Source organism: Streptomyces lusitanus, assembly GCF_042647945.1.
Taxonomy (GTDB): domain Bacteria; phylum Actinomycetota; class Actinomycetes; order Streptomycetales; family Streptomycetaceae; genus Streptomyces; species Streptomyces pseudogriseolus.
This window is the reverse complement of the sequence record NZ_JBHRWL010000009.1, coordinates 432,052-438,128: the sequence shown is the minus strand read 5'-3', so window position 1 is coordinate 438,128 and position 6,077 is coordinate 432,052. Positions and strand designations below refer to the sequence as shown.

General features: G+C 71.9%; 5 protein-coding genes. 4 read left to right on the top strand and 1 reads right to left on the bottom strand.

Annotated elements, in window-relative coordinates; all coding sequences use genetic code 11:
• The 4 genes from pgi to ACFOSY_RS17545 all read left to right on the top strand — a co-directional run.
• On the top strand, nucleotides 1-1,027 hold a 1,027-nt coding region (gene pgi, locus ACFOSY_RS17560; RefSeq protein ID WP_394307749.1), incomplete at its 5' end, for a glucose-6-phosphate isomerase.
• A 6-nt stretch (nucleotides 1,028-1,033) separates the two neighbouring features.
• Nucleotides 1,034-1,915, top strand: a complete 882-nt coding sequence (gnd, locus tag ACFOSY_RS17555) for a phosphogluconate dehydrogenase (NAD(+)-dependent, decarboxylating) (RefSeq protein ID WP_394307748.1) — start codon at nucleotides 1,034-1,036, stop codon at nucleotides 1,913-1,915.
• Between the two features lie 5 nt (nucleotides 1,916-1,920).
• A complete protein-coding gene (locus ACFOSY_RS17550; RefSeq protein ID WP_394307747.1) occupies nucleotides 1,921-2,523 on the top strand; it encodes a histidine phosphatase family protein in 603 nt (200 codons plus the stop codon).
• A 659-nt stretch (nucleotides 2,524-3,182) separates the two neighbouring features.
• The gene (locus ACFOSY_RS17545) at nucleotides 3,183-5,570 is read left to right on the top strand and encodes an ATP-binding cassette domain-containing protein (RefSeq protein WP_394307746.1); all 2,388 of its coding nucleotides are present in this window, start codon (nucleotides 3,183-3,185) and stop codon (nucleotides 5,568-5,570) included.
• Between the two features lie 31 nt (nucleotides 5,571-5,601).
• Here ACFOSY_RS17545 and ACFOSY_RS17540 read toward each other — a convergent pair whose 3' ends face one another.
• The gene (locus tag ACFOSY_RS17540; protein ID WP_394307745.1) at nucleotides 5,602-6,051 is read right to left on the bottom strand and encodes a PPOX class F420-dependent oxidoreductase; all 450 of its coding nucleotides are present in this window, start codon (nucleotides 6,049-6,051) and stop codon (nucleotides 5,602-5,604) included.
• Nucleotides 6,052-6,077 lie beyond the last annotated feature (26 nt).

Below are 6,077 nucleotides of genomic sequence, written 5' to 3'. Positions count from 1 at the left end.
GGCGTCGAAGACGTTCACCACGATCGAGACGGTCACCAACGCCACGTCCGCCCGCACCTGGCTGCTTGAAGGGCTGGGCGGCGACGAGAAGGCGGTGGCGCGGCATTTCGTGGCGCTGTCGACGAACGCGGAGAAGGTCGCCGGGTTCGGCATCGACACGGCGAACATGTTCGAGTTCTGGGACTGGGTCGGCGGACGGTACTCCTACGACTCGGCGATCGGGCTGTCGTTGATGATCGCGATCGGTCCGGACCGGTTCCGGGAGATGCTGGACGGGTTCCGGATCGTCGACGAGCACTTCCGCACGGCCCCGCCGGAGGCCAACGCGCCGCTGCTGATGGGCCTGTTGGGGATCTGGTACAACAACTTCCACGACGCCCAGTCGCACGCGGTGCTGCCGTACTCCCACTACCTGTCGAAGTTCACCGCCTACCTCCAGCAGCTCGACATGGAGTCCAACGGCAAGTCGGTGGACCGCCAGGGCCGGCCGGTGGGGTGGCAGACGGGACCGGTCGTGTGGGGCACCCCGGGCACCAACGGGCAGCACGCCTACTACCAGTTGATCCACCAGGGCACCAAGCTGATCCCGGCCGACCTGATCGGCTTCGTCCGGCCGATCGCCGAGCTGAGCGACGGGCTCAAGGCGCAGCACGACCTGCTGATGGCCAACCTGTTCGCGCAGGGACAGGCGCTGGCCTTCGGCAAGACGCCGGACGAGGTGCGCGCCGAGGGGGTGCCCGAGGAACTGGTCCCGCACAAGACCTTCCAGGGCGACCACCCCACCACGACGATCCTGGCCACCGAGCTGACCCCGTCGGTGCTGGGCCAGCTGGTCGCGCTCTACGAGCACAAGGTGTTCGTGCAGGGCGCCGTCTGGAACATCGACTCCTTCGACCAGTGGGGCGTCGAACTCGGCAAGGTGCTCGCCAAGCGCGTCGAGCCCGCCCTCACCGAGGGCGCCGACGTCCCCGGCCTCGACCCGTCCACGGCCGCGCTGGTGGCCGCCTACCGCGAACGCAGGAAGTGAACTGACATGCAGATCGGTCTTGTTGGTCTCGGCAAGATGGGCGGCAACATGCGCGAGCGGCTGCGCCGCGCCGGCCACACCGTCGTCGGCTTCGACACCAACCCCGAGGTGTCCGACGTGCCGCACCTGTCCGACCTGGTCGACCAGCTCGACGGGCCGCGCGCGGTGTGGGTGATGGTTCCCGCGGGCGGCCCCACCCAGCAGGTCGTCGACCAGCTGGCGAGCCTCCTCAAGCACGACGACGTCGTGGTGGACGGCGGCAACTCCCGCTGGACCGACGACGAGAAGCACGCCAAGGAGCTGGCCGCCCGCGGCATCGGCTTCGTCGACGCGGGTGTCTCCGGCGGCGTCTGGGGCCTGGAGCACGGCTACGCCCTCATGGTCGGCGGCGAGGCGGAGTACGTGGAGCGGCTCAGGCCGATCTTCGACGCCCTCAAGCCGGACGGCCCGTACGGGTTCGTGCACGCGGGCCGGGTCGGCGCCGGTCACTTCGCGAAGATGGTCCACAACGGCATCGAGTACGCCATGATGCAGGCGTACGCCGAGGGCTGGGAGCTGCTGGAGAAGGTCGACTCGGTGGACAACGTGCGGGAGGTGTTCCGCTCCTGGCAGGACGGCACCGTCATCCGCTCCTGGCTGCTCGACCTGGCGGTCAACGCCCTCGACGACGACGAGCACCTGCGGCGCCTGCGCGGCTACGCCGAGGACTCGGGCGAGGGCCGCTGGACGGTGGAGGCGGCCATCGACAACGCCGTGCCGCTGCCCGCGATCACCGCGGCCCTGTTCGCCCGGTTCGCGTCCCGGCAGGAGGACGCGCCGCAGATGAAGATGGTCGCGGCGCTGCGCAACCAGTTCGGCGGCCACGCCGTCGAGACCAAGAAGGCGTAGGGAGCATGGGGGATCTGCTGCTCGCGCGGCACGGTGAGACGGAATGGAGCAGGTCGGGCCGCCACACCGGCGGCACCGACCTGCCGCTGACGGCGACCGGCGAGGCCCAGGCCAAGTCCCTGGCCCCGCTGCTCGCGGACCGCGCCTTCGCCCTGGTCCTCACCAGCCCGCTCACCCGCGCCCGCCGCACCGCCGAGCTGGCGGGCCTCACCGCGGCCGAGCCGGAGCCGGACCTGCGCGAGTGGGACTACGGCGCGTACGAGGGCGTGACCACCGCCGACATCCACACCACCCGGCCCGGCTGGGACCTGTGGACCGACGGGGTGCCGCCCGGCGAGGAGTTCCCCGGCGAGTCGCCGGAGCAGGTGGGCGCCCGCGCCGACCGGGTGCTGGCCCGGGTCGCCGGGGCCCTGGAGCGGGGGGACGTGATGTTGGTCGCCCACGGTCATCTGCTGCGGGTCCTCACCGCCCGCCGTCTGGGCCTGCCCCCGTCCCACGGCCGTCTCTTCCGGCTGGAGACGGGCACGCTGAGCCGGCTGTCCCTGGAGCACGGCTCCCCGGTGATCGCGGAGTGGAACACGCGGCCGCCGGCGGCGGGGCGGGGCTGACGACGGTCGGGCGCCCGCGCCTCGCGGGGCTCGGGTTCCTTCCCGGCACGCCGGCGCCTCGCGGGGCTCCGGTTCCCTTCCCGGCACGCCGGCGCCTCGCGGGGCTCCGGTTCCCTTCCGGCACGCCGGCGCCTCGCGGGGCTCCGCTTCCGGCACACTCGTACCGCACGGGAGCCCGGGTTCCGGCGCGCTCGCGCCCCACCGGAGCTCCGATTCCGGCACGCCACGCCCCACCCGGGCTCCATGTCGCTGCCAACGCACTCACGCCCGCAGGGCTCCTTCCGTCCCGGCACGCTCGCGCCCCGCAGGGCCCCTGTGTCGTTTCCGGCGCGTCCTGCCGGCCCTCCCCGGCCGGCGGGACGCGCCGTCGCTGTCCCCAGGCCGGCACCGGCGGGAAGCGCCGTCGCCCCCCGGGGCGTGTCGGCGGCGCGTCGGCGGCCGATCAGGAATCGAGAAGCACCGGCGGGGGGCGTCCGCCTAGGCTGTCGGTGGCGCGCGACGCCGGGGGCGGGGGCCACGGTACGGGCCGGCCGGGTCCTCGGCCGTGGGCGCGCCGCCACGGGCCGGACGGACGCACCTCGTCGCCGGCCGGACCGAGCCGGGGAACGCCGGCGGGGACCGCGACGGCGGACCCGCCCGACGGATGGAGAACCACGACCATGGTCACGAACACGGACCCGCGCCAGCCGGGCGGACACGTCGCCGACAGCCACGACCTGATCCGCGTGCACGGCGCGCGCGAGAACAACCTCAAGGACGTCAGCGTCGAGCTGCCCAAGCGCCGCCTGACCGTGTTCACCGGTGTGTCCGGCTCGGGCAAGAGCTCGCTGGTCTTCGACACCGTCGCCGCCGAGTCGCAGCGCCTGATCAACGAGACGTACAGCGCCTTCCTCCAAGGGTTCATGCCGACGCTGGCCCGTCCCGAGGTCGACGTGCTCGAGGGGCTGACCACGGCGATCACCGTCGACCAGCAGCGGATGGGCTCCGACCCGCGCTCCACGGTCGGCACCGCCACCGACGCCAACGCCATGCTGCGCATCCTCTTCAGCCGGCTGGGCAAGCCCTACTTCGGCCCGCCCGGCGCGTTCTCCTTCAACGTGGCCTCGGTGTCCGCGAGCGGCGGCTTCACCGTCGACCGCGGCGCCGACAAAACCCGGACGGAGAAGGTGACCTTCTCCCGCACCGGTGGCATGTGCGTCCGCTGCGAGGGCCGCGGCACCGTCACCGACATCGACCTCACCCAGCTCTACGACGACTCCAAGTCGCTCAACGAGGACCCGTTCACCATCCCCACCTACACCGGCGGCGGCTGGGTGGTGCGGGTCATCACCGAGTCCGGCTTCTTCGACCCGGACAAGCCGATCCGCGAGTACACCAAGAAGGAACGCCACGACTTCCTGTACCGCGAGCCCACCAAGGTGAAGATCGGCGGAGCCAACCTCACCTACGAGGGGCTGATCCCCAAGCTCCAGAAGTCGATGCTCAGCAAGGACCGGGAGTCGATGCAGCCGCACATCCGGGCCTTCGTGGACCGGGCGGTCACCTTCACCACCTGTCCCGAGTGCGACGGCACCCGGCTCACCGAGGGCGCCCGCTCCTCGAAGATCGAGGGCATCAGCATCGCCGACGCCTGCGCCATGGAGATCAGGGACCTCGCCGAGTGGGTGCGCGGCCTGGACGAGCCGTCCGTGGCGCCGCTGCTCACCGCGCTCCAGCACTCCCTCGACTCGTTCGTGGAGATCGGCCTCGGCTACCTCTCGCTGAACCGGCCGTCGGGCACGCTGTCCGGCGGTGAGGCGCAGCGGGTCAAGATGATCCGGCACCTCGGCTCCTCCCTCACCGACGTCACGTACGTGTTCGACGAGCCCACCATCGGGCTGCACCCGCACGACATCCAGCGGATGAACGGCCTGCTGCTGCGGCTGCGCGACAAGGGCAACACGGTGCTCGTGGTCGAGCACAAGCCGGAGACCATCGCGATCGCCGACCACGTGGTCGACCTGGGCCCCGGCGCCGGCACCGAGGGCGGCACGGTCTGCTACGAGGGGACCGTCGAGGGGCTGCGGGCGAGCGGCACGATCACCGGCCGCCACCTCGACGACCGCGCCTCCCTCAAGGACACCGTCCGCAAGCCCACCGGCGCCCTGGAGATCCGCGGCGCCACCGCGAACAACCTGCAGAACGTCGACGTGGACATCCCGCTCGGTGTGCTGACCGTCGTCACGGGCGTGGCCGGCTCCGGCAAGAGTTCCCTGTTGCACGGGTCGATCCCCACCGACCAGGGCGTGGTCTCGGTGGACCAGGCCCCCATCCGCGGCTCCCGGCGGAGCAACCCGGCGACGTACACCGGGCTGCTGGAGCCCATCCGCAAGGCGTTCGCCAAGGCCAACGGCGTGAAGCCCGCGCTGTTCAGCGCGAACTCCGAGGGCGCCTGCCCCACCTGCAACGGCGCCGGGGTCGTCTTCACCGACCTGGGGATGATGGCCGGCGTCTCCACCACCTGCGAGGACTGCGGCGGCAAGCGGTTCGACGGGTCGGTGCTGGAGTACCGCTTCGGCGGCCGCGACATCAGCGAGGTGCTCGGGATGTCGGTGACGGAGGCGGAGGAGTTCTTCCGGGAGGGCGAGGCGCGGCTGCCGGCCGCCCACAAGATCGTGCAGCGGATGGCGGACGTCGGGCTCGGCTATCTCACCCTCGGCCAGCCGCTCACCACCCTGTCCGGAGGTGAGCGGCAGCGCCTGAAGCTCGCCACGCACATGGGCGAGAAGGGCGGCGTCTACGTGCTGGACGAGCCGACCACCGGTCTCCACCTCGCCGACGTGGAGCAGCTGCTCGGGCTGCTGGACCGGCTGGTCGACTCCGGCAAGTCGGTGATCGTGATCGAGCACCACCAGGCCGTGATGGCGCACGCCGACTGGATCGTCGACCTGGGCCCCGGCGCCGGCCACGACGGAGGGCGGATCGTCTTCGAGGGCACCCCGGCCGAGCTGGTCGCCGCCCGCTCCACGCTGACCGGCGAGCACCTCGCGCAGTACGTGGGCGCCTGAGACAGGGCAAGGTGGCGCCGGGGTCTTCCGGTCAGGCCCCGGCGTCCCGGCGCGGGATGCCGTACGCCCGTTCGACGTGCAGCCGGAGCACCAGCCTGCGGTCGCGGACCATCGCCGCCCGGAAGTCCTCCCAGTCCGGGTGCTCGCCGTTGACGTCCCGGTAGAGCCGGATCAGCTCCTCCACCGTCTCGTCGTACGGCTGCCCGGCGACCGGCGTCAGCTCGGCGGTGCCCTCGGCCACGGTGTAGGCCCAGCGGTCCTGGGTGGTGACGTGGTAGGACGCCCGGGGGTCGCGCCGCAGATTGCGGGTCTTCGCCCGGTCGTCGGTGAGGGACACGCGGATGACCCGCTCGTCGGGGTAGTAGGCGTGCGTGACGTTGGACAGCTGGGGCCGCCCGTCGCGTTTCAGCGTGACGAGCACTCCGCCGTGCCCCTCGGTGAGCAGGGCGAGCAGTGCGTTCTGTTCTGCGTCCTGGGTCATGCTTGGATCAACGGCCCGCACCGGGC

Bases quoted from the DNA above. Each gene is read 5' to 3' on its own strand.
- gnd (WP_394307748.1), top strand. From the start codon at position 1,034: ATGCAGATCGGTCTTGTTGGTCTCGGCAAGATGGGCGGCAACATGCGC.
- ACFOSY_RS17550 (WP_394307747.1), top strand. From the start codon at position 1,921: ATGGGGGATCTGCTGCTCGCGCGGCACGGTGAGACGGAATGGAGCAGG.
- ACFOSY_RS17545 (WP_394307746.1), top strand. From the start codon at position 3,183: ATGGTCACGAACACGGACCCGCGCCAGCCGGGCGGACACGTCGCCGAC.
- ACFOSY_RS17540 (WP_394307745.1), bottom strand. From the start codon at position 6,051: ATGACCCAGGACGCAGAACAGAACGCACTGCTCGCCCTGCTCACCGAG.